This is a genomic window from Brachybacterium sp. FME24 (assembly GCF_014897705.1).
Taxonomy (GTDB): Bacteria; Actinomycetota; Actinomycetes; order Actinomycetales; family Dermabacteraceae; genus Brachybacterium.
Map to the genome: position 1 here is coordinate 145,622 of NZ_JABUXV010000012.1, position 20,246 is coordinate 165,867.

Below are 20,246 nucleotides of genomic sequence, written 5' to 3' on the forward strand. Positions count from 1 at the left end.
GGTCAGTCCTTCGTGGTGGAGGGATGCGGCTGGTCCGGATGCGGCTCGTCACCGAGCTCTGCCTGGAGTTCCCAGAGGCGCCGAGTGAGCTGCCCGCGCACGTCGGCGTACGCGGGGTCGTGGGCGATGTTCTGGACTTCGTTCGGGTCGGTGCGGAGGTCGTACAGCTCCCACTCGGGCACGAAACGTCTGGTCGAGGAGCCCGGGTGCCCCAGGCCGTCGTTGTAGAAATAGATCAGCTTGTAGCGGTCGGTTCGCAGCCCGTAGTGCGCGAGCACATGGGACTCGCGGTCGTCGTGCTCGTAGTAGCGGTAATAGACCGCGTCCTGCGTCTCCGCGGTCGAGCCGCACAGCTGCGGGAACACGCTGACCCCCTGCATGTCCGGGTGGGGCTCGGCGCCGGCCGCATCGAGGATCGTGCGGGCGAGGTCGACGTTGGTGACCAGCTGCTGCATCGGCGGCCCCGGCTCGATCCGCCGCGGATAGCTCACCAGCAACGGCATCCTCATCGACTCCTCGTAGATGAAGCGCTTGTCGAACCAGCCGTGATCGCCGAGGAAGAATCCCTGGTCGGAGCTGTACATCATCAAGGTGTCATCGAGATCCCCGCGCTCCTGCAGCCAACTGGTCACGCGGCCCACGCTGTCGTCGATCCCCGCCACGCAGTCGAGGTAGTCCTCCATGAACCGCTGGTACTTCCAGCGGGCGAGCTGCTCGCGCGAGAGATCCGTCGGCGGGTCGATCTTCAGATCGTGCATGGTCAGATGGTCCGCCACCCGCATGGCCGCCAGATGAGCGGCCGACGAACGGGTGGAGTAGTCGTCCTCGAAGGTGTGCGGCAGCGGGAGCGGATCACGGTGCAGTCCGGCATGCCTCTCGTCGGGCTGCCAGTTGCGGTGCGGTGCCTTGTGGTAGATCAGCAGGCACCAGGGCTCGTCCCCGTCGAGGGAGTCGACCCAGGCCAGGCCGCGATCGGTGAGGACGTCGGTGACGTATCCCGGGGCGATCTCCACGCCGGTGGGGGAGAGCAGCTGGGGGTCGACGTACTCGCCCTGGCCACGCAGCACCTCCCAGTGGTCGAACCCCTGGGGATCATGGCCCTCGCCCTCTCCGAGATGCCATTTCCCCACGATCCCCGTGCGGTAGCCCGCCGCCTGCAGCTGCGTGGCGAAGGTGGGCAGCGAGGCGTCGAACGCGGAGTGGAGGGTGGTGACGCCGTTCTTATGGCTGTGCTGGCCCGTGAGGATCGAGGCGCGGCTCGGGGTGCACACCGAGTTCGTGCACAGGCAGTTGTCCACGCGGCGGCCGCGCTCGGCGATCGCGTCGAGGTGCGGGGTGTGCGTGACGACGGATCCGTACGCGCTGATGGCGTGGCTGGCATGGTCGTCGGACAGGACGAGCAGGATGTTGGGTCTGCGGTCGGTCATGGCCCTCCTCCGGAGAGATGCGCGGATACTTCGGGGCGGTCATCCCCGGGATGAGTCGTCGGGGACGAGGCGGGGAAGCTCGTGCTCGGCGAGGTCGAGCAGCTGCTCGATCTGATCGGCGAGATTCCCGCGAGTCGTCACGGGATAGGGGGTGGTCGACTCTCGCCAGTCCTCCTCGATCCGGCGGATCGAGCCGCGCAGCGGCTCCGGATCTCTCGACGCTGTGGAGTTGGGGTCTTCCGTGGCGAGTGCGAGCCAGTTCGCCCAGGCCCGCCACCGAGTCAGATGGAGATCGCTCAGGGATCCCGACCAGTGCCTCGCGGAGTAGTCGTGCAGGCCGCTGGTCTGCTCGCCCCAGACGCTGATCAGGGAGCGGGCGTCCCGCTCGAGGGCATCGGCCAGCTCGGGGTCGGATCCGGCTCCTGCGCGGGCGTCGGCGATCCATCGGCCGACGAGGAGCTCCGGCCGGGTGGCGGCCACGCGCTCCACGCCGAGGATCAGGTCCTCGAGGGTGCCGGCTTCCTGATGCACGCGGGCGCCGTCCCCGGCGTCGGCTGCGGCGACCATCGCCCGCAGGGGAGCGCGCGCGGACTGCGCGGCGACGTGGATCGTGATCTGGGCTGCGTCGTGCTCGAGCGCGTCCGTGTGCTCGGGGTGGCGCAGCAGAGGGATCAGGTCGTGAACTGCCCGGGCCAGGGCGGGCAGCGCCCGCAGCATCTCCTCGTCGTTCTCCGCGTCGAGGTTTGCCGAGGGCGGCCCGCCCGCCTCCGGCAGCGCCTCCCCGGCGAGCCGCTGCGTGGCGAACGGAAGGTCTCGGGACCACGGCCGGGCGATCAGCGGGGACGGGGTGGAGCGGGTGCGGCCCGGGCCGTAGAGGGTCCGGGAGAAGAGGTCCCAGGCCTCGAGCGCGGCCGGGGTTCGGGCGCCGTAGCGGCGCGCGACGGCGTCCTCGCGCCACCGCGGCAGGGACGGCATCGGCGACCACAGCGCTCGAGTGGCGAGCTCGTAGACCACGGCGTTGTCATCGAGCGCCTCCGAGGTGATCCCGAAACCTTCGAGCCGGCCGCGAGTCCCCTCGGCTGCGGCCTGGCGGAGATCGGCGAGGTCGGCGTCGAGCGAGGCGAGGTCCCCGAACATGCCGAAGCGCCCGCCGAAGTTGTGGGCGAGGCACCACAGCCACCGTCGGCCGTACATCGACCCGGTGCTGTGCCACATCGGGGCGTGCTCTGCCCACAGGTCCAGGAGGACCAGCCGGTCCTCCGGGATGCGGGACAGCAGGCTGCGCACCCGCTCCGGCGTCCAGTAGCTCGCGCGGTAGTGGAACGGCCACCCCTGCAGGATCCAGACGGCCTCCGGGTCGGCGTCGTGCATCGCCGCGTAGATCGCTCCGGCGTGGGCGGCGAGATCGTCCGGGGAGGTCGTCGGTGGCAGCGATTCGATGTAGGGGTCCACCGCGTAGTGGTGGTCGGTGCCCAGGAGCTCGCGCTGGTGACGGTGCAGGGAGGCGGCGGCCTCGGCGAACAGCGGATCGCCCGGATCCGCGAGGGAGTTCTGCCATCCCTGCCACTCGATGGTCCGGTCCGAGCCGACCAGGGCCTCGGGAAGCTGCCCGCCGAATCCGGGGAGGACCACCGTCATCCCGAGCTCTCGTTCCCGCTCGGTGATGCGTCGCCCCAGTCGGGCCCGCGAGGCCAGCGCCTCGTCGGTCAGCGGGGCGCCGAGGTCGTGGGTGATCCCCATCGTCGTCCACGGGAGGAAGGCGTTCCCGCCCACGAAGCGTGCCGCGTCCTCCCGTTCCAGGCCGAGGTCGCGGAGCATGCGCACCAGCACCGTCTCGTGGCCGACGAGGTTCAGGGGCGTCGTCACCCCGTGCAGGGCCATCCAGTCGATGTGCCGTTCCCACTGTGCCCAGTCCCAGAACGCCGCGGTGTAGCCGAAGGCCACGGGGTTCAGGTGATAGCGGGTGCGCAGGGAGGTCTCGAATCGCTGCGGCGGCATCTCGGGAAGGGGAGCGCGTGCATCGATGACCGGTGGGCCGTCCCAGGAGAGGTCGGCGTCGTAGAAGTCCTCGAGGGCGCGGGCGAGGCCGATGCAGGCGGCCGACGGCGAGCTGGCCTCGAGCACCAGCTCGTCGTCGGCGGCGCTCACGGTGACGTGCTCGACGCTGGATGCCCCGGAGATCTCGGAGGCGCCATCGGGCCTGGACGACCTGGACCCTGCCGCAGGGACCGGGCTGATCCGCAGACGGCCGACGAGCCCTGGCGCTCGCCGACGCACCAGGTCCCGGACCCCGTCGAATTGATCGGTGGGCTCAGGGTTCACGGCTCAGCCTCTCCCGGAACGGGGCGAGCACGGTCTCGTTGGTCTCGTCCCCGTCGGCACGGTTCATGCTGCGCAGGACCGGGGGCCGGGCCCCCGTGGCCGAGAGCTGCTCCATCGTCGCGATCGCCAGCGAATGCAGCAGCAGCGTGGCGAGGATCGTGGAGGTCGGGCCGGTCTCGGTTCCGTCCTCGAGCGTGATGGTCACATCGCCCTCCGGGGCGTGGGTATCGAGCACGACGTCGGCGACGTCGAGCAGTCGCCGTCCCTCGGGGTGACGGGAGCGGCTGGCGAGGGAGTGCTCGCGACTGGTGATCGCGACGATGAACAGCCCACGGCGGTGTGCCTCCTCGGCGAGCTGGACGGGAACCGGGTTGATGCCGGAGTGGGAGACGATCACGAGAACCTCGCCGCGGCGGAGATCGTGCAGCTGGGCGATCGCCGTGCCGTACCCGGCGAGCCGTTCGATCCGGGAGACGCGCGTCGGCTCCCAGGGCGCCAGCGCCGGGTCGTGGAGGAGGTTCACCGGGGCCAGGCCACCGGCGCGGAAGGTGGCGTCGATCGCCGGGAGCATCGAGTGGCCCGATCCGAAGACGTGGAGCACGCCGTCGTCCTGCAGGGACCGGGCGAGCTCGCGGGAGGCGCGTTCGAGCTGGTCCGTCTCCTCGGCTCCCCGTTCGATCAGCTCCAGCACGGAGCGGCGGTACGTCTCAACGGATTTCATGGATCCTCATCTCAGAAGGCACAGGTCAGAAGGCAGTGGTCAGAAGGCGGGTGATCGGGTCGTCGCGGGTCGTGGCGAGCAGCCTGCCGCCCTCGAGGGCGTCGCCGGCATTCTGGAGCACCTCGACGGCGGGGCGGTGCTCGCGCAGGTGCGCGGCCACGGTGTCGGTGAAGAGGCGATCGGCGAAGAGCCCGCCGACGCTCGCCACCGGAAGCTGGTGATGCTGGGGGTCGCCGAGGCGTCGCCCGGCGGCGAGGATCATGTCGACCAGCTCGGACGCGATCGTCGACACCACATCGAGGGCGACCCGGTCGCCGTCAGCGGCGGTGCGCAGCACGATGCGGGCCAACGCGGCGACGTCCTTGATCGGCGCGCTCGAGGCGTAGAGATCGCGGATGACCTGCTCGGGGTCGGTGCCGGTGAGCTGCGCGGTGAGCGCCGTGGGTGGCCCCGTGCCGTCCAGCGCGGCGTAGGCGGCACGCAGTCCGGCCCGGCCCAGTGCGAAACCGCTGCCGCGATCCCCGGCGAGATGCCCCCAGCCGTCCAGACGCACCGGAGGCCTGCCCGCGGCGACCCCGAGCACCAGTGAACCGGTCCCGGCCTGGACGAGAACGCCCGGGGACGGCCCGAGCGCACCCAGATACGCGGCGACCACATCGTTCGCCACGAGGATCTCGCACTGCCAGTGCTGAGCGAGGTCGGCCTGGAGTTCGAGCTCGGCCCTGCCGATGGTCCGGACCCCGGTGGTGGCCAGCACGATCACGTCGTACGGGCCGTGCTCGAGGTGGCGCAGGGTCTCCTGGACGCGCTCGAGGACGATCCCGCGCGCACCGGGCGCGTCGGGATGGGGGAATCCCGTCTCCGCACGATGCCGCGCGAGCACGCGTTCGCCGGCGAAGACTGCGGCGCGCACCGTCGACTTTCCGGCATCGATGACCGCGATCCGGGGGCCGTCGACGCCTCGAGGAGGAGGGGTTGCGAGCATGCGGCGGATGCTATGTGGTCCACGGCACGGCGGCCAGAGTTACCAGACCACCGGATCACGAATCGGTGACAAGAGTGCAGGTCGAGGGGTCGTGGAGTGGACCACTGCGACCGGATCCCTTGCCATGAGCAGACCGGCGGTCCAGGATCTGAAGGCACTGGAGGACCTAGTGGGAACAAGGAGGTACCCATGCGGCCGGCACGGATCGCTCACGAGGTGCGCGACGCCATCGAGGCGCGGTATGTCGCCGGCAGCGAGCCCTCGTCGGTCCTCCCGTCCGAAAGACGGCTGGCCGCCGAGTTCGGGGTCGCCCGGGCGACCGTCCGCGCCGCTCTCTCGATGCTGCGCGAACAGCAGCAGATCCGCTCGGGGTCCGGCGGCCCGCCCGTGGTCATCGACCCGCGGCTGACGAAGGCACCGCAGCTGACCTCCTTCACCCAGGACGCCCTGGCACGCGGCTGGCACCCGTCCAGCCAGCTCCTCGAGGCGACGGAGGACGTGGCCGATGTGTCGATCGCCCGGGACCTGGGGATCGCTCAAGGCAGCACTGTCCACCGGATCCGACGGCTGCGCCTGGCGGACCGCAGCCCCATGGCCGTCGAAGAGGTCTGGCTGCCGCAGGCGCTCTTCCCGGGCCTTCTGACGCACGACCTCACCGGATCGCTGTACGAGCTCCTCGAATCGCGATACCGCGCGGTCGTGTACCGGCACGACCGGCGGATATCCGCCATCACCGTCGATGCGCCCCATGCCGAACTGCTGGACATGCCGCGGGGAACAGCGGCCCTGTTCGCCACCCAGGTCGGGCTGGACCGTCATGGCCGACGCCTGGAGCTCGGCCGCTCCGTGTACCGCGGCGACCGGTTCGATTTCACCACCGTCACCTTCGCCGCCCGACGCCCCGCTCCCGACACCGCCAGGAGGTGAGGGACGAGCCGGCTGCGACCACCACCCGATCCTCCGCATGAGCACGCCACGGCCTCGACATCTCTTCCGGATCCGGACCCGGTGTCGCCGCCGGACCTTTCACGAGAACTAAAGGGGAATGTCATGAGACGACGTACTGTTCTGGCCGGGATGACCCTCGCGGGCCTCACCGCCGCAGGATGCGGCAACGGCGGCGGGGAAGGAGGCGCGGGCGGCGATGTCGACATCTCCGACACGGAGATGACCGCGACCCTCGAATTCTCCGTCTGGGAATCCGACTTCGACTGGGATTCCGTGATCGCCGGATTCAACGAGCAGTTCCCGAACGTCACGGTGCAGATGACCAAGAGCCCCTTCAAGGACTTCTTCACCCGACTGCAGACGCAGGCGTCCGGAGACAACCTGCCGGATGTGTTCATGATGAACGGGCCCAATTTCCAGCTGTATGCCAGCCACGACATGCTCGTGTCCTTCGAGCCGGTGGTCGACGAGGGCGGGCTCGACTTCGGGAACTATCCCGAGGCCATGGGGGAGCTGTACACCTACGAGGACGTCCCCTATGGAGTGCCGACGTCCTACGACTCCATCGGCCTGTGGTTCAACCAGGAGCTGTTCGAGAAGGCGGGCGTGGACCTGCCGACGGACGAGTGGGCCTGGGAGGATCTGCACGCCGCGGCGAAGGAGATCAGCGACCAGCTGGAGGACGAGGGCATCTACGGCTTCGCGGGCGGCGCCTACAACCAGGAGCTGTTCTACAACCTGATCTTCCAGGCCGGCGGCGCGGTGCTCAACGAAGACGCCACCGAGGCCGAGTACTCGAGCCCGGGCAGCCGGGAAGCACTCCAGTTCCTGCGCGACATGGTGGAGGACGGCTCGTCCCCGTCGATCCAGACGACGGCCGACACCTCACCCGATGAGCTGTTCAAGAGCGGCAAGGCCGCGATGGTCTACGGCGGCAGTTTCCGAGTCGCCGGGTACGCCGATTCGGCGGTCGCCGACGCCCTCCAGGTGGTGCGCCTGCCCCAGGGCGAGCAGCGCGGTGTGGTCCTGCACGGCGGCGCAGTGGTGGTGCATGCGCAGAGCGAGAACCGCGACGCCGCCGCCGCGTTCGCCGTGTACACGGGCAGCCAGGAGGGCCAGGAGATCATCGGTGAATCGGGTGCCTCGATCCCGGCTTTCCAGGGCACCGAGCAGGCGTACATCGACGCGCACCCGGAATACGATCTGGCCATCTTCCCCGAGTCCGCGGCGGAGTACGGCTTCGAGTACCCGGTCTCGGCGAACACCCAGGCCTGGCTCGAGGTCGAGAGCGAGATGGTCCCCAAGATCCTCGCCGGCGACCTGAGCGTGGAGGAGGGGACGGAGCAGCTCGACGAGCAGATCGACGCACTCCTCGCGGAGGAGGCCGAGCAGTGACGCAGCTGACCGCGTCGCGCTCGTCGTCCTCGTCCGGAGGAAGCACCCGGAGGCGGCGCGGCGCAGCGGGCGGCGTCGCCAACCCGGACGGGCTGTGGCCGTGGTTGTTCGTCCTGCCGACGCTCCTCGGTCTGGCGGTCTTCTACTTCTGGCCGGTCCTCCAGACGGGGTACTACTCGTTCACGAGCTGGGGCGTCTTCGGCGGTGCCGAGTTCGTCGGGCTCAAGAACTGGGTGGATCTGGTGCAGTCCGGGGTGGTCCCGCGGGCACTGGTCAACACCCTTCTCTATACCGCGATGCTGCTGCTGGGGATCCCGATCGCCATCTACATCGCCAACCTGCTGAATCGGCCGGGGTTGAGGTTCGCGGCGTTCTACCGGGTGCTCTACTTCGCCCCCTTCGTCTCGATGCCGGCCGCCATCGCGCTGGTGTGGGGAATGATCTTCAACAGCCAGTACGGCATCCTCAACCAGTTCCTGGGAGTGTTCGGCATCCAGGCGGTGCACTGGACCTCGACCGAATGGGTCGCGCTCATCGCGATCGGGATCGTGGGGATCTGGTCTGCGCTGGGATTCAACATCATCATCCTCGGCGCCGGCCTGCGCAGCATCCCCACGGACCTCTACGAGGCGGCGCGCATCGACGGCGCCACGAACTGGCGCCAGCTCATCTCCATCACCGTGCCGCTGCTGAGCCCGAGCATCTTCTTCCTGTTCGTGCTCAGCGTCATCCACGGCATGGAGCTGTTCGACCTGATCTTCATCATGATCGGCGACTCGAACCCGATCAAGGGCGATACCCACTCGATGGTCTCCCTGTTCTACCGCGAGGCATTCATCAGCAACGACAAGGGGACGGGAGCAGCGATCGCCATCCTGCTGATGCTGATCATCGGGATCCTGACCGCGATCCAGTTCTGGGTGCAGAGGCGGTGGATCAGCTTTGACTGACGTGCAGAAAGCTCCGCGCACGGTGACGCGGAAGCCGACGGGTGGCCGTCGGGGCAACAACATCGGCGCCCACATCATCCTGTCCATCGGCGGGTTCATCATGGTGTTCCCGTTCCTCTGGCAGATCCTGATGTCCCTGTCGAGCACCGCAGAGGTCACCTCGGTCCCGCCGACCCTCTGGCCGAGCGAGCTGCGCTTCGACAACTTCCTGGAGGTGTTCCGGCAGATCCCGTTCCTCGACCAGTTCTGGGTATCGGTCCAGGTGGCCGTGGCCACCGTGGTCGGCCAGATCGTGCTGTGCAGCCTGGCGGGGTACGCGTTCGCACGGATGCGCTTCGCCGCCAGCGCGATCATCTTCGCCGTGATGCTGTCGATCCTGATGATCCCGAATCAGGCCTACATCATCCCGCAGTATCAGATCATCCAGAGTCTCGGATGGCTCGACACCGTGCAAGGCATCGTCATCCCGACCATCTTCAGCGCCTTCGGCACCTTCCTCATGCGACAGTTCTTCGTGAACCTCCCGAAGGAGTTGGAGGAGGCGGCGAGGCTCGACGGCGCGAACTCGTTCCAGATCTTCTGGAAGGTGATGCTGCCGCTGGCCCGCCCGTCGATCGGTGCGCTGGCGATCGTCACCATCCTGGCGGCGTGGAACAACCTCCTGTGGCCGCTGGTCGTCACCAGCCGCGCCGAGGACCGACCGCTGTCGGTGGGGATCGCCTCCCTGAACGGGCAGTACGTGATCGACTACCCCGTGATGATGGCCGCCTCGCTGATGGCGATGGCGCCCATCCTCATCCTGTTCATCATCATGCAGCGGCAGGTGATGGAGGGGCTCGCGCATTCCGGGCTGAAGGGGTGAACGGGCGTCGAGGGCCGATCGGGCATTCCACGCGGCGAACTCGCAGCTACTGCGGCGACGGCGTCCATCGAAGCGGACATCGCCTTCCTCGATGACCCTGATCGACTCAAGGCCGACGACGTGGACGGGGCGATCGGCGAGTTGTCGACGTTCCACCAGGTCAACGGCGTGTACGCCGAGGGAGTGCACATCGAGACTGCGGTCTACCTGCCACCCGGTTGGCGCAACCGCTTGATCAGCTGGCCGCTGCGATCGTCGGAGCCTGCTGCCCCGCGCTTCCTGGATCCGCATGATCCGGCAATCGCCAAGCTCGGTGCCGCCCGCGAGAAGGACCTGGCTTTCGTCGACGCCCTGATCCGGGTGAGCCTGCTGCATCTCGTGGTGCTGGAGCAACGGTGCGCACTGCTGCCGGAGGAGCATGCGCTGGTGCGAGCGAGGATCAGCAACTTCCTGGCGAGTTACGCCAACTGAAAGTGCACTCTGGCTGGCGGCAGGGCACTGCGAGGACCTCCTCCGCAGGGATGGGTCTGCGGTGAGGTCACCGCCTCCAGAAGAAGCAGTGCCTCACGCCGCTGGGAGCGGTGATCTGTTCGAGGTGGAAGCGGTCCTCGAGATCCTCGGGCCGGTCCCACAGCCGCAGACCGCTGCCGTACTCCAGCGGAGCGATCGCCACGTGCATCTCGTCGACGAGGTCGGCGTCGAGGAACTCACGCACCGTGGTGACGCCCCCGCCGATGCGCACGTCAAGGCCGCCGGCTGCCGCCTTCGCCTGCTCGAGGGCCTCGGCCGGGGCCGCATCGATGAAGTGGAAAGTGGTCTCGCCGACGCTGAGCGGAGGTCGCTCGTGGTGGGTGAGGACGAACACCGGGGTGTGGAAGGGCGGCTCATCGCCCCACCAGCCCGTCCAGCCATCATCGGGCCAGGGGCCGCGCTGGGGGCCGAACTTGTGCCGCCCCATGATCTCGGCGCCGATGCCGGGGGCGAAGTCGCGGGTCAGGTAGTCCTCGAGGCCGCGGGATCCGCCCGGCTCGGAGCGGCCGGGGAAGTGAGCGGTGTCGAGGGCCCAGCCCATCAGCTCGCCGGGATCGACGTGGCCGAAGGGTCGTTCGAGGGTCTGCTCCTGCCCGGCGCCGATGCCGTCGCGGGAGACGCCGAAGTTCTGGACGCGCACGCGCTGGTTCATGAGGGGTCCTCTCGAGGGAGCGAGGTGCGGGGTGTCCATCGTGCCCCTGCGCGGTGGCGTTGTCACGGGGTGGGGGCGCAGGAGGTCATGACGTTGTCGACGCGGAGCGGGGCCGGCGTGGCACGCTCTGTCCACATCGGCTCTGTACTAGAAGTAGTAATTACGACTAGGGTGGTCTCATGGCAGACGTGACCCGCACCGAGCTGAACCAGCAGACCGCCCGGGTCCTCGCGCGCGTGGAGGCAGGTGAGGACGTCACGGTGACGGACCGGGGGCGGCCGATCGCGCGCATCACGCCGGTCGAGTCCGACCGGCGTGCCCGACGAATAGCAGGCGGCGCTCTGCGCCCCGCGGCCCAGAACGGCATCCCCGCGATCTCCTCGCCGCTTCGTGATTGGAGCACGCAGCAGATGATCGAGGACATGCGCGGGGAGCGGTCGTGATCTATCTGGACACCTCTGCGGCCTACAAGCTGTTGAGTCGAGAACCTGGCGTCGTGGAGGTCGAGGAGCTCTTCCGGAGTGGAGCGGCACTCCTGTCCTCGCGGTTGCTCGAGGTCGAGCTGCACGCGACCATCGATCGTCGAGGCGGCTCCCACACGGACGTCGAGGCAATCGTGAGCAGGATCGATCTCGACACCGTCGACGACGAGGTCATCGATCATGCCCTCTCGCTGCGCTCCGGCCTCCGGGCGATGGATGCGCTGCACCTGTCCACGGCACTGCTCTACGGGGAAGCGATGACGGAGATGGCGACGTTCGACAGAGAACTGGCGGACGCGGCGCAGCAGTTCGGGCTGGAGCTGAGGCTTGAGCGCGGGTAGCGCATCGCGCACCTCAGGCCAGGAAGGATGAGGCACGCCGCAGCGCTCAGTTCTGATTCAGGCCGAGGGCCCGTGACATGAGTGCATCCTCGTCGAGATCACCTCGACATCCGGTCCAGCGCGGACACGGCACCGGGAAGCCAACCGGAGTCCCACCGGTGCTCACGCCGGGTGTCGTTGTTGTACAGGTGGCGGATGCCGAGTTCGTCCATGAGCTCGTGACCCGCGCTCAGGTGGTCGAAGGTCCAGTCCGGTGCGTCCTTGCCGAAGTTTCCGTACCCGTACAGCGCGATCCGCGGCTGGTCACCGAGGAGGTGGCCGCGGGTCCTCAGCAGGTGCGGGATCGCGAAGTCCCGGAAGTGCTCCGGATTCGGCCAGTAGTAGGGCATCTCCCATTGATCGGGCTGCTCCTTCATGATCGGGGAGTCGAAGGCTGCGGCCGCGCGGAACAGCTCGGGATGGCGCAGCAGCAGCTGCAGGGAAGCGGAGCCGCCCTTGCTGTAGCCCATCAGCACGCGGGGCAGGGCCGGATACTGGCCGTCGATGAATCCGACCACGTCCTCGAGGACGTACTGGATCTGCTGGAACATCTGCTGATCGGGGAGGTCCGTCATCCACGGCCACTCCGAGAATGTCGGGGCAACAGCCACGAAGCCGTGCGTATTGTGCAGGTCGTGGGCGAGGACCTCGTCGAGACCGTCGCCGGAGCGATGGCTCAGCTCCGGGGTCGAGGGCAGCAGGTACAGGACTCGTGGATTCTCGATCGTCTCGAGGTTGTCGGGTTCCAGGACTCGGATCGTCGTCTCGAGCATCTGTCGACTCGATCTGACGGTGTACTGCAGGTAGTTCAGACGCAACGGGGCGGAGTACTGCGCAGGCATGGGGATCCTCTCGTGGGGTTCGTGCTCAGGACTTCAGCCCGCCGGCCGTGAGCCCGGAGACCACGTGGCGCTGCGCGAAGAAGAAGACCAGGAGTACCGGGATGACGGACAGTGTGGTGGCTGCCATCTGCGCGCCCCACAGCGGGCCCGCAAGGGGGTCCTCGTAGTGCGTCAGAGCCACGGGCACCGTCAGCTTCTCCGGTGAGCGCAGGTAGATGAGCGGTTCGAGGAACTGGTTCCAGCTGTACCAGCACGAGAGGACCACGACGGAGGCCAGCGACGGCCGCGCCAGGGGGAAGTAGATCTGGAGCATGGTGCGCAAGCGGCTGGAGCCGTCGATGGTGGCGGCCTCCTCGAACTCGGCCGGCAAGGTCAGGAAGGCCTGTCGCATCACGAACGTCGCGATCGGTGCGGTGACCAGCACGGCGGTGAAGACGACCAGCGGGTAGTGGGTGTCCACCCATCCGAGCTTCGCGGCGTACTGGAACAGCGGGATGATCGTCGCCTCCGGCGGGATGAACATGGCGCTGAGGAGGACGAGGAAGATCGCCCCGGAGGCGATGGGCTTGATCCGCGCCAGGGCGTATCCCGCCGGGACCGACATGAGGATCGTGAGCACGGCGACCAGCGCCATGATCACCACGGAGTTGAGGAACTGCTGCGTGAACGGCTGCAGCTCGAAGACGGCCCGATAGTTCTCCCACTTGATGTTCTCGGGGATGATCGTCGGCGGGTAGCGCAGGATCTCGTTGGGGGATTTCAGCGATGCGCTGATCATCCACAGGATCGGCGCCAGGGCCACGAGTGCGACCAGGCACAGGAACAGATAGTTCAGCGTGCGCTTGATGTGCTTCGTCTGCTTAGTCGTCTTCATGGAAGACCACCCGCTTCCTGGCCTGCCAGATGACCGCTGTGAGCAGAAGGATCAGGGCGAACAGCAGCACGGCCAGCGCGCTGGCGTAGCCGGTGTCGTTCAGGAGGAAGCCCTGCTTGTAGACCTCGAAGGACAGGACCGAGCTCTGCACGCCCGGCCCGCCCTCGGTGAGCAGCAGGACGATCTCGAAGACTTTGAAGGAGCCGACGACGGTCAGCATGAAGACCATGAGGATCGCCGGCGAGATCTGGGGGATCACGATGCTGCGCAGGAGCCGGGACGGGCCGGCACCGTCGATCCGACCCGCTTCGAGGAGCTCCTGGGGGACGGACTGCAGCGCCCCGAGCAGGATCACCACGTTGATACCGATGTTCTTGGTCAGTTGGATGACCGCGAAGATCACGAGCGTCAGCCATCCGCCCCGCAACCACGGCAGACCGTCGATCCCCACGCTGCCCAGGAGGGCGTCGAGCAGACCCTCGGGCTGCACGATGAAGCTCCATACGAGCGCCCAGGCCACCATCGTGACCAGCGCTGGGATGAAGATGATCGAGCGGAAGACGGTGATCCCGCGCAGCGACTGGTTGAGCAGCAGCGCGAGCAGCAGCGCGGCAACGGTTCCGGCGATGCTGAGCACGCACACGAAGAAGAAGGTGTTGGGCAGGACGGTGATCATGCTCGGATCGGTGAGGATCCTGGCGTAGTTGTCGAGGCCGGCGAACTCCTGCGTGCCGGCGAGCGCGTTGACGTGGTGGAGGCTGAGCCAGATCACCCAGATGATCGCGACCGCCCCGACCGCGGTGAAGCCGATCATCTGAGGGGCCAGGAGTGCGTAGCCGAAGGGATTGCGCCCCGTGTCGCGTCCTGGCGTGCGCCGTACGGGGGAGGGCCTCGACCCTCTTGTCCGTGCCGTTCCCGCTGACCGTGCTGTCTGTGCCGTCATAGCGACAACACCGGCTCGATCGCGGTGCAGACCTTGGGCAGCGACGTCTCGAGGTCAGCGTCCGGCTTGTACACGAACTCGTCGAAGGAGGAGTCGAGAGCGTTGGCGACGCTGGCGGCGTTCGGTGCGACCGGGAAGATGTGCCCCTTGGTCGTGATCGAGTCCACGATCGGCTCGAGGTCCGGCGCCGAGAGGAGCCCCGAGGATTCGGACAGGACCTCGGCGTTCAACAGGCTCTCGCGCGCGGGCGGGAAGAACTTCGAGATCCGAGCGGCATTCTCCCTATTGGTCAGGAAGGCCAGGAACTCCAGGGCGGCGTCGTGGTTCTTGCCGGCGGCGAGGGCCACGATCGCGGCCTGCCCGACGGCTTGCATGTCACCGGCGGGACCGCTCGGGGTGGGAATGATGTCCCAGTCGAAGGTCGCGTCCGCGAGCAGGGTGCTGGCACCCAGGAACGCCGAGGTCGCGCCTGCCTGTCCTCCCCAGAAGTCGACCTGCTGTCCGGGCACGGGGGAGGATCCGTCCTCGAAGACCATGGCGTGGAACACGCCGAGTGCTTCGCGCATCTCGGGACTGTCCACGGTGCACTGCGTGGCGTCCTCGTTCCACGGAGACGCGTCGTACGCATTCATCAGGGGGAGCAGGCGGGTCCAGTTGCGGAATTCGAAGTCGTTCACGACGTACCCGGGGACACCGGTGGCGTCGGTGAGCTGCTTCGACGTCTCTCGGAAGGACTCCCAGGTCCAGTCGTCGTCCGCCAGCAGCTCCGCCGGGGACTTCACGCCGGCCTCGGTGTAGAGGTCTTTGTTGAAGTACATGATGAACGGCCCGGTGGAGAAGGGGACTCCGTACTGGGCATCGCCCCGGCGCCATGATTCCTGGAGATGGGGAACCAGATCGTCCAGGTCGTACCCGTCGGTGGTGGAGAGGGCGGGGGCGGCGTCGAGCAGGGCGCCCGCGTCGATGTACTCGAGGCTGGACTCCACCGGCAGCCAGGTGAGGTCGGGGGCGTCGCCGGCGGTGATGCCGGTGGTGAGCACCATGTCGAGCTGGTCCAGGGCGAGGCTTTCGAACTCGATGTTCGTCACGGTCTCGTGCTGGGCCATGAACTCGTCGGCGATCTCGTCGAAGAGTGCGATCTGATCCGGGTTCGACGTCCACATGGTCATCCGGAGCGTGATGCCGTCGCCCTCCGGTCTGTCCCGCGTGAATCCGGACGAGCAGCCGGCGAGGCCTCCCGTCGACGTGACGAGCCCGATTCCGGCGAGGAAACTGCGTCGTCGCATGTGGTGCCCTCCTGTCCATGGGGCGCCGCCACGTCGCGGCGCCTATGCAGTACGGTATAACGTGATACTGGTCGGCGCAAGAGGCTCGAAACGCTCCAACCTGGGTGTTTGTCGAGTCGTTCTGCGCGATGCTTTCATCAACTACAGCGATATACCGAGGCGGACATGCACAAGTTCTTGGCCTATGACCGGCAGCTCGAGCGCTTCAACCCGCTCGACCGAGTGATCACCTTCGACGACTTCGACACGGGCTTCAACGGGTGGATGGACCTGACCCCGAACTTCGTCTACGACAACTACGAGTCCTTCAACAGCGCCGTCGACCTCACCAGCTGGGCACCCTCCATGCTGAGCTCCGCCCCGATGCGATTTGCGGCGTCCCATGGCTCGATGGAGGGCACGTACTCCCTCAAGCTGACGACGGGCGCTGCGGCGGCGCCCCATACCGAACCTCCTGCCGACGGCAGCATGGGCATCTCCCTCAAGCGCCTCTCGCGCTTCGGCGACCCCTCGAAGATCCAGATCGAGACCTGGTACTCGTACACCCCGGCGCAGGACAGGATCGGCCTGGGGGAGGAGGACATCCGTGCGTTCGGCTTCTACTTCGACGTGCAGGACTCCGAGCATCGGTACATGCCCGGTGTGCGCTACGTGAACTCCTTGGGGGGCAAGCTCGTCAAGAAGTGGCAGTACTGGAAGGCCGCGGAGGGCGTGACCCATGCCGATTGGAACTTCGGGGTGGAGGACGGATGGTGCGCCCCGGGCATCGACAACCTCTGGTATGGCCGACGGTACGAGGACGGCTCGACCGATGGTTATCAGTGGGTGCCCGGTGGGGAGCAGGACCTGCTCTACAACGAGAGCCCGGACAAGATCAACTGGCTGTACTTCCGGCTCCTGGTGGATGTGGAGAAGCGGGAGTACATCGAGCTGCAGAGCATGGACAAGGTGTTCGACCTGCGCGGCATCCAGCCGACGCTCGCGGATCGATACCGCTCGATCGACAACCTGATCAACCCCATCTTCTACGTGGAGACGGACAGCGACCGTCCCGTGCACCTCTTCCTCGACTCCGTCGTCTATTCGACCGAGTGACCCGGATCCGAACCCACGAAAGGACACCCCAGTGCAGACCACGAATACTTCTGTCCTCGCTCGGAGGATCTGGATCACCTCCGAGCACACGACACTTCCCTACGAGGCCGGATGGGCCACGGAAGCCGTCTTCTTCACCCAGGTCGAGGGCGAGCACCCGGACCTCAGGGTGACGACCGAGATCTCCCCGGACGGGATCACCTGGATCCCCCGCGGCGAGACCCGCACCCTCCCGGGGGGTCAGATGATCCTCGACAGCAGCCTGACCGTCTTCGGCTCCTGGCTGCGGCTGAGGATCGAGGGCGCGAGCGAGGAGCGGCCGGCCCGTATCCTGGTGCATCTGAACCTCAAAGGCTGAGGTGGGCGCGACCCCCACGTCGCTGGTCGAGTCGGATGGAGAAGGACATGCAGGGCTCCGGGAAGACGGCTCGGCTGTCGGACGTGGCGAAGCTCGCCGAAGTGTCGCCGGGCCTGGTCTCTCGGATCCTGAACGAGGATCCCACGCTCAAGGTCCGCCCGGAGACGCGTGAGCGAGTCCTGAACGCCATCGACCTGCTGCAGTACACCCCCCACGCCTCAGCGCGTGCGCTCAGGAACTCCCGCACCGGGCTCCTGGGATTCGCCCTGCACCACGTCAATGATCCGATCTACGCCCAGCTCGTCGAGACGGCACAGATCGCCGCGGCGGAGCGCGGATACTCGGTGGTCCTGCTCAACGCGGACGAGCTGATGGAGCGCCAGGGAGCGTTCCGGACGCTCGTCCGCGGTCACCGGGTGGACGGTCTGCTCATCCAGAGCGGTTTCGCCGCGGACGATCACGGGCTGCGAGAGATCGCGCGATCCGTTCCCTCGGTCGTTTTCAACGCGGATCGGACGCCAGGACTGCGCACGGTGCGCCTCGACGACACCGCTGCTGCGACGATGGCGACGAGACGGCTCCTGGATCTCGGCCACAGACAGATCGCCTTCGTGGGCGCCGAGGGCGCGACCTCGGACCGTCGCTTCCGCGGGTATCTCGACGCGCTCGAGGACGCCGAGGTCGCCGCGATGCCGATGATCACCGGCGGCTGGGATGCCAGCTCGGCACGCGCCGGCATCGAACGGTACTTCGCCGCCGGCGGGAGGGCCACAGGACTGGTCGTGGTGACGTCGACCAGTGCGCTCGGAGTCCACGCCGGAGTCATCTCGGCCGGGTTGTCGCTCCCGGACGACGTCTCCGTGGTGAGCATCCACGACACCTGGTTCACGGAGCATCTCAACCCGCCCCTGACCGTCGTGGAACTGCCGCTGGCCGAGATCGGCCGATTGACCGTCGATCTCCTGGTCGAGCAGATCGCTTCTCCCACGGACGGCGCGACAGTCCTCGAGGAGCCGGCGCCTCGGCTCATCGAGCGGGGGTCGACGGCCGTGCGTGTCGGGCAGGGGCCGTGAGCTGCGCGATGGACACACAGCCCGTCCCTCACCCCGTGTAGTCCCCCACTCGCGCGTTGAGCGCCGAGTAGTGGGCGAGCTTGTCCTCATCGACCTCCACGCCGAGGCCCACGCCGTCGGGCACGCGCAGGCAGCCGCCCTCGAAGGGCAGGGGATCGATGATGTCGTCGTCGTGCAGGTAGTACATCGAGTCGATCGCGCTGGAGAGCACCGGGGTGCTGGCCACGATCGCGAGATGGGCGGCGGTGGCGATACCCAGCTCGCCGCCGCTGTGCAGGTTCATGCCCAGCCCGAAGGCGTCGCAATGGGCGGCCAGGTGCTTCGAGGTCGCGATGCCGAACGTTCGGCGCGGTACGGGAAGGGTTCCACCGGAAGGTGGCCGTCTGACGCTCTCGCGTCTCTCTAGTGCTCGCCCGGCCGAGTGGCTGCCTGGTCGGAGGCGTCGACGATGTGGACGTCGACGGCGGCGACGAGCCGGTGGGCGAGAGCTGTGGGGTGTGACAGGGGTTCGCCGGCGTAGCTCGCCAAGAACGCTTCATGCAGGGCCGCACCGGTGAGCAGGCGAGCGACGGCATCGGTGTCGAGAGGGCGGAGCCGGTCGAGCCGGACCTCGTCGTCGAGATAGCGGGCGAGGATGCGCGAAGGGCCGTGCGGGCCGAGACCGCGAGCCGTCATCGCGTCTCGATGCGCTGCCAGCAATTCGGTGCTGCTGAAGATGGAAGCGGCGATCGGGAATCCCTGTTCGTAGAACTCCAACAGGTTCACGACGAGTCGCTCCAGGTTGGCGAGGACAGTGCCCGTCCCCGGCAGGTCGGCGGCGAGCGCGAGGCGCGGTGAACGCTCGGTCAGCACCCGCAGGAAGATGTCTCGCTTGTCCGGGAAATGCTTGTAGAGCAGGGCCTCCGAGCATCCGGCTTCCCGCGCGATCACCTTGGTCGTGGCGCGCACCAGGCCGTCGCGACGCATGATCGTTGCCGCAGCATCCAGGATGCGGTCTCGCGCCGACGGCGAATCGCCGCCGGTCCCGGGGGTTGACGCAGATGGTTGCACGCAGACAGTCTAGGGGTGAGTAAATGCTCACCCACCCCTACTGGCGGCCTCGCATCGGAGAATCATGCCTCCCCTGGACATCGCACGCCTCGCACTGCTGGTCGCCCATTTCATCGGGCTCGCAGCACTGATCGGCCCGTTCCTGCTGCAGATCCGCGGCGGGAGCCCCCTGCGCCTGCGCCTCATGCTCATCGGTGCGGTGGTGCAGGTGGTCACCGGCAACGCCCTCATCGCCTCGCGGCGACTCCAAGGGATCGAGGTCGACGAGCTCAAGATGATCCTCAAGCTCGGCATCGCCGTCGCCACGCTCGGCCTGCTCATCGCTGCGGTGATCGTGCAGCGTCGGCGAGGCGCGGATGCCGGCGCGGTTCGCCCGCTGTTCTTCACCGCCGGCGGGTTCGCGCTCGCCGACGTCGTCGTCGCAGTGGTGTGGTCATGACGCGCCGCACGCTCCTCTGGGTCGTGGTCGCGCTCGTCGTGATGGTCGTCGAGCTCGGCGCAACCATCGGTACCGTGACGGGAGCACCTTTCGCGCCGGTCGGCGGCTGGGGCGCAACCCGCCCGGTCGATGAGCTCGGATTCGTCGCGGTCGTGCTCGGATGCGGCGCCCTGTCCCTGCTCGGTCGGTTCCCGATCACCGCCGCGACCCTCGCCACTGCCTCCTACATGCTCTTCGCCGTGCGCGATCATGAGCTGGGCATGTTTCTGCCGCCGATGATCGCCCTCGTCGCTCTCGCCGCCCGCCCCCGCCACCTCGTCGTCGCGATCGTCCTCGCGCTGGTGAGCCTCGCCGCCGGCCTGGGCTGGGTGGCGCACCGCGCCGCGCCGATCGCGGATCCCGGCGTGGCACTGCTCGCGTGGGTCGCCTTCGGTGCCGTGCTCGCCGCGTTCTTCCTCGTGCCGGTACTCGTCGGCGAGATCATCCGCGCTCGGTCGGCCCTGCGCGATGCATCGTCGTCCGCCGTCGCTCCGATGCGGACCAGGCAACCTGATGGAGGTCTGGTCCAGGGGCCCTACGGAGGAGATTGGTGAGCGGGGCGCGCACGGGTCGGCGACCTCGTGCCAGAGTG

22 protein-coding genes and 1 pseudogene are annotated in these 20,246 nt (G+C 67.7%); 12 read left to right on the plus strand and 11 right to left on the minus strand.

All coding sequences use genetic code 11. The annotated features are described in order from the left end of the window. Nucleotides 1–2: 2 nt before the first annotated feature. From INT51_RS14865 to INT51_RS14880, 4 genes are read right to left on the minus strand one after another with little or no spacing between them, the layout of a single operon-like run. On the minus strand, nucleotides 3–1,427 hold the full coding sequence (locus INT51_RS14865) for a sulfatase (protein WP_193106104.1): 1,425 nt from the start codon (nucleotides 1,425–1,427) through the stop codon (nucleotides 3–5). Nucleotides 1,428–1,466: 39 nt separating this feature from the next. Beyond that, a complete protein-coding gene (locus INT51_RS14870) occupies nucleotides 1,467–3,749 on the minus strand; it encodes an alpha-N-acetylglucosaminidase (protein WP_193106105.1) in 2,283 nt (760 codons plus the stop codon). Further along, nucleotides 3,739–4,470: a sugar isomerase domain-containing protein gene (locus INT51_RS14875; protein ID WP_193106106.1), complete on the minus strand. Its 732-nt coding sequence runs from the start codon at nucleotides 4,468–4,470 to the stop codon at nucleotides 3,739–3,741. Before INT51_RS14875 ends, INT51_RS14870 begins: the two co-directional genes overlap by 11 nt. Nucleotides 4,471–4,495: 25 nt before the next feature. Continuing rightward, nucleotides 4,496–5,455, minus strand: a complete 960-nt coding sequence (locus INT51_RS14880; RefSeq protein WP_193106107.1) for an N-acetylglucosamine kinase — start codon at nucleotides 5,453–5,455, stop codon at nucleotides 4,496–4,498. Between the two features lie 189 nt (nucleotides 5,456–5,644). Here INT51_RS14880 and INT51_RS14885 point away from each other — a divergent pair, with 189 nt between their 5' ends. The 5 genes from INT51_RS14885 (at nucleotide 5,645) to INT51_RS14905 (ending at nucleotide 10,081) form a co-directional block, all read left to right on the plus strand. After that, nucleotides 5,645–6,382, plus strand: coding sequence for a GntR family transcriptional regulator (locus INT51_RS14885; RefSeq protein WP_193106108.1), 738 nt, complete (start codon nucleotides 5,645–5,647; stop codon nucleotides 6,380–6,382). A 123-nt stretch (nucleotides 6,383–6,505) separates the two neighbouring features. Then, nucleotides 6,506–7,798 carry a sugar ABC transporter substrate-binding protein gene (locus INT51_RS14890; RefSeq protein WP_193106109.1) on the plus strand — a complete coding sequence of 431 codons (1,293 nt, stop codon included), beginning with the start codon at nucleotides 6,506–6,508 and terminating at the stop codon, nucleotides 7,796–7,798. Next, nucleotides 7,795–8,748: a carbohydrate ABC transporter permease gene (locus INT51_RS14895; RefSeq protein ID WP_193106110.1), complete on the plus strand. Its 954-nt coding sequence runs from the start codon at nucleotides 7,795–7,797 to the stop codon at nucleotides 8,746–8,748. Before INT51_RS14890 ends, INT51_RS14895 begins: the two co-directional genes overlap by 4 nt. A 1-nt stretch (nucleotide 8,749) precedes the next feature. Further along, on the plus strand, nucleotides 8,750–9,610 hold the full coding sequence (locus INT51_RS14900; protein ID WP_304502211.1) for a carbohydrate ABC transporter permease: 861 nt from the start codon (nucleotides 8,750–8,752) through the stop codon (nucleotides 9,608–9,610). 120 nt (nucleotides 9,611–9,730) lie between these two features. Further along, nucleotides 9,731–10,081, plus strand: coding sequence for a hypothetical protein (locus INT51_RS14905; RefSeq protein ID WP_193106111.1), 351 nt, complete (start codon nucleotides 9,731–9,733; stop codon nucleotides 10,079–10,081). Between the two features lie 67 nt (nucleotides 10,082–10,148). Here INT51_RS14905 and INT51_RS14910 read toward each other — a convergent pair whose 3' ends face one another. Then, entirely contained in the window at nucleotides 10,149–10,793 is a 645-nt protein-coding gene (locus tag INT51_RS14910; RefSeq protein ID WP_193106112.1) for a dihydrofolate reductase family protein, read from the minus strand. Nucleotides 10,794–10,972: 179 nt separating this feature from the next. Here INT51_RS14910 and INT51_RS14915 point away from each other — a divergent pair, with 179 nt between their 5' ends. Both INT51_RS14915 and INT51_RS14920 read left to right on the plus strand, forming a co-directional pair. After that, nucleotides 10,973–11,236, plus strand: coding sequence for a type II toxin-antitoxin system Phd/YefM family antitoxin (locus INT51_RS14915; protein WP_193106113.1), 264 nt, complete (start codon nucleotides 10,973–10,975; stop codon nucleotides 11,234–11,236). Continuing rightward, nucleotides 11,233–11,616 (plus strand): type II toxin-antitoxin system VapC family toxin, encoded by a 384-nt coding sequence (locus INT51_RS14920; protein WP_193106114.1) that lies wholly within the window; start codon nucleotides 11,233–11,235, stop codon nucleotides 11,614–11,616. Before INT51_RS14915 ends, INT51_RS14920 begins: the two co-directional genes overlap by 4 nt. 98 nt (nucleotides 11,617–11,714) lie before the next feature. Here INT51_RS14920 and INT51_RS14925 read toward each other — a convergent pair whose 3' ends face one another. The 4 genes from INT51_RS14925 to INT51_RS14940 form a co-directional block, all read right to left on the minus strand. Further along, entirely contained in the window at nucleotides 11,715–12,497 is a 783-nt protein-coding gene (locus INT51_RS14925) for an alpha/beta hydrolase-fold protein (RefSeq protein ID WP_193106115.1), read from the minus strand. A gap of 25 nt (nucleotides 12,498–12,522) precedes the next feature. After that, nucleotides 12,523–13,371 (minus strand): carbohydrate ABC transporter permease, encoded by an 849-nt coding sequence (locus tag INT51_RS14930; RefSeq protein ID WP_193106116.1) that lies wholly within the window; start codon nucleotides 13,369–13,371, stop codon nucleotides 12,523–12,525. Then, entirely contained in the window at nucleotides 13,358–14,185 is an 828-nt protein-coding gene (locus INT51_RS14935) for a carbohydrate ABC transporter permease (RefSeq protein ID WP_193106117.1), read from the minus strand. Before INT51_RS14935 ends, INT51_RS14930 begins: the two co-directional genes overlap by 14 nt. A 125-nt stretch (nucleotides 14,186–14,310) precedes the next feature. Continuing rightward, nucleotides 14,311–15,600 carry a sugar ABC transporter substrate-binding protein gene (locus INT51_RS14940; RefSeq protein WP_193106118.1) on the minus strand — a complete coding sequence of 430 codons (1,290 nt, stop codon included), beginning with the start codon at nucleotides 15,598–15,600 and terminating at the stop codon, nucleotides 14,311–14,313. Nucleotides 15,601–15,765: 165 nt separating this feature from the next. Between INT51_RS14940 and INT51_RS14945 the strand changes: the two genes are divergently transcribed. The 3 genes from INT51_RS14945 to INT51_RS14955 are packed head-to-tail and all read left to right on the plus strand — an operon-like array spanning nucleotide 15,766 to nucleotide 18,126. Further along, a complete protein-coding gene (locus INT51_RS14945) occupies nucleotides 15,766–16,695 on the plus strand; it encodes a DUF6772 family protein (RefSeq protein WP_193106119.1) in 930 nt (309 codons plus the stop codon). Between the two features lie 31 nt (nucleotides 16,696–16,726). Then, complete coding sequence (locus INT51_RS14950) at nucleotides 16,727–17,053, plus strand: DUF6385 domain-containing protein (protein ID WP_193106120.1); 327 nt, start codon at nucleotides 16,727–16,729, stop codon at nucleotides 17,051–17,053. A 35-nt stretch (nucleotides 17,054–17,088) separates the two neighbouring features. Beyond that, a complete protein-coding gene (locus INT51_RS14955) occupies nucleotides 17,089–18,126 on the plus strand; it encodes a LacI family DNA-binding transcriptional regulator (RefSeq protein WP_193106121.1) in 1,038 nt (345 codons plus the stop codon). Nucleotides 18,127–18,154: 28 nt separating this feature from the next. Here INT51_RS14955 and INT51_RS14960 read toward each other — a convergent pair. Next, nucleotides 18,155–18,463: pseudogene (locus INT51_RS14960) on the minus strand (enolase C-terminal domain-like protein); the annotation flags it as partial. A gap of 65 nt (nucleotides 18,464–18,528) precedes the next feature. Beyond that, entirely contained in the window at nucleotides 18,529–19,176 is a 648-nt protein-coding gene (locus INT51_RS14965) for a TetR/AcrR family transcriptional regulator (protein WP_304502208.1), read from the minus strand. A 64-nt stretch (nucleotides 19,177–19,240) separates the two neighbouring features. Between INT51_RS14965 and INT51_RS14970 the strand changes: the two genes are divergently transcribed. Further along, entirely contained in the window at nucleotides 19,241–19,615 is a 375-nt protein-coding gene (locus INT51_RS14970) for a hypothetical protein (protein ID WP_193106122.1), read from the plus strand. Continuing rightward, the gene (locus INT51_RS14975; RefSeq protein ID WP_193106123.1) at nucleotides 19,612–20,208 is read left to right on the plus strand and encodes a hypothetical protein; all 597 of its coding nucleotides are present in this window, start codon (nucleotides 19,612–19,614) and stop codon (nucleotides 20,206–20,208) included. The genes INT51_RS14970 and INT51_RS14975 overlap by 4 nt, the downstream gene beginning before the upstream one ends. Nucleotides 20,209–20,246 lie beyond the last annotated feature (38 nt).